Source organism: Azospirillum sp. TSO5, from assembly GCF_003116065.1.
Taxonomy (GTDB): domain Bacteria; phylum Pseudomonadota; class Alphaproteobacteria; order Azospirillales; family Azospirillaceae; genus Azospirillum.
In genome coordinates, this window is the sequence record NZ_LGQY01000202.1 from 1 (window position 1) to 1,706 (window position 1,706).

At 67.6% G+C, this 1,706-nt stretch carries 2 protein-coding genes; both read right to left on the minus strand.

The features are described 5' to 3' along the window. Positions 1-461: nucleotidyltransferase domain-containing protein (locus tag TSO5_RS32055; protein ID WP_109155390.1), on the minus strand; the 461-nt coding region annotated here is incomplete at its 3' end. A 63-nt stretch (positions 462-524) separates the two neighbouring features. Then, a complete protein-coding gene (locus tag TSO5_RS32060; RefSeq protein WP_199231083.1) occupies positions 525-1,583 on the minus strand; it encodes an osmoprotectant NAGGN system M42 family peptidase in 1,059 nt (352 codons plus the stop codon). Between the last annotated feature and the right edge of the window lie 123 nt (positions 1,584-1,706).

The following is a 1,706-nucleotide window of genomic DNA, read 5'->3' on the forward strand; positions in this document are numbered from 1 at the left end:
GGTGAGGGGGAAGCGCGGCGAGGATTCTTGGGAAAGGCACGCGGTGCCACCCCCTCACCCCGCCCCTCTCCCCGGGGGGGAGAGGGGGAATCTCCGATCGTGGGCGGTCGGTCCAGAGCAGCCGAATAGACGACCACCCCTTCCCGATCGGCAATGTTGGAAAGCGACCCGGCCACGCCGCGCTTGCGCTCGAACACCGAAGCGCGGCAGGCGACGATGTCGACCGCCCGGTGATAGGTCCTGCGGGCCTCGTACTTGCTTTGCCAGGACAGCCGTTCCGGTGGCGTGTCGTCCTCGACGATCACGAACAGGTCATAGTCGCTGTCGTCCCCGGCATCACCCCGCGCCTGCGATCCGAACAGAATCACCTTCTGCGGCTGGAAATGGGCGATGACCGGGCGAAGCAGGTCGTCCGGCACCATGGGCACGGAAAGATGGCTGTCTCGGTCGGCGCCCTGCATATCGTCCCCTCCGAAGCGATGGCAGTCTAGCAGGCCGGCACCGCTCCACTCAATCCCGCCCCATCAATCTCTGGGCGGGCTCTGCAGGTACAGCACCAGCAGCCGCACCAGGCTTTCCAGCGCGTTTGCATGGATGCGCTCGTAGCCGTGCGAGGCGTCGATTCCGAAGCAGACCAGCGCCGTGCGGATGTCGTTGCCGGCCTCGATGGCGGACGCGCTGTCGCAGCGGTAATAGCGGAAGACGTCGCGCTGGTGCGGGATGTTCTGGGCCTGGCACAGCGCGATCAGCGAATGGGTCAGCGCCATGTCGAACGGGCCGGTGCTGTCGGCCATGGCGATGGTGACGCCGAATTCGCTGCTGTTCTGGCCGGGGGCGGTGGTGCCGTTGTCGATGGTCACCATTTCCGCCACGTCCTGATGCAGGATCGAGGAAGCGCCGGACCCGACCTCTTCGGAGATCGTGAACAGCAGGTGGCAATCCACCGGCAGGGCGGCCCCGGCATCGACCACCGCCTTCGCCGCGCCCAGCATCACCGCCACCCCCGCCTTGTCGTCGAGATGGCGGGAGACGATGTAGCCGTTTTCCAGGAATTCCGGCTGCGGGTCGATGGCGACGATGTCGCCGATGTTGAAGCCGCGCTCCTCCAAATCCTGCCGGCTGGCGACCGGGGCGTCGACGCGCAGTTCCACCTGCTGCCAGGTGACCGGCTGGGTATCCACCTCCTTGTTGAAGGTGTGGCCCGACGCCTTCAGCGGCAGGATGGTGCCGCGCCACGGGCCGCGGTCGGTCAGCACGGTGCAGCGCGCGCCCTCGGCGAAGCGTGACGACCAGTGGCCGATCGGCACCAGCTCCATCCGGCCATTGTCCTTCAGCATCTTCACCTGGGCGCCCAGCGTGTCGACATGGGCGACCAGCGCCCGGTCGGGACTGGCCCGCACCCCCTTCAGGTCGGCGCGGATGGCGCCGCGCCGCGTCAGCTCATAGGGGATGCCCATCCGCTCCAGCTCGGCACAGCACAGCCGCACCACGTCGGTGGTGTATCCGGTCGGGCTGGGCGTCGTCAGCAGCCGGTAGAGGACGTCGGTGACATAACCCATATCGATGGGCAGCGGCACGGCCATGGTCGGGTTTTCCTCCTGCTGAAAGTCCCCTCTCCCCCCCGGGGAGAGGGTTAGGGTGAGGGGGAAGCGTGGCGACCCCTTACCGAGAATCCACGCGGTGCATCCCCCCCACCCCCCCCCCCC

Coding starts and splice junctions, on each gene's coding strand:
- TSO5_RS32060 (WP_199231083.1), bottom strand. CDS start 1,583: ATGGCCGTGCCGCTGCCCATCGATATGGGTTATGTCACCGACGTCCTC.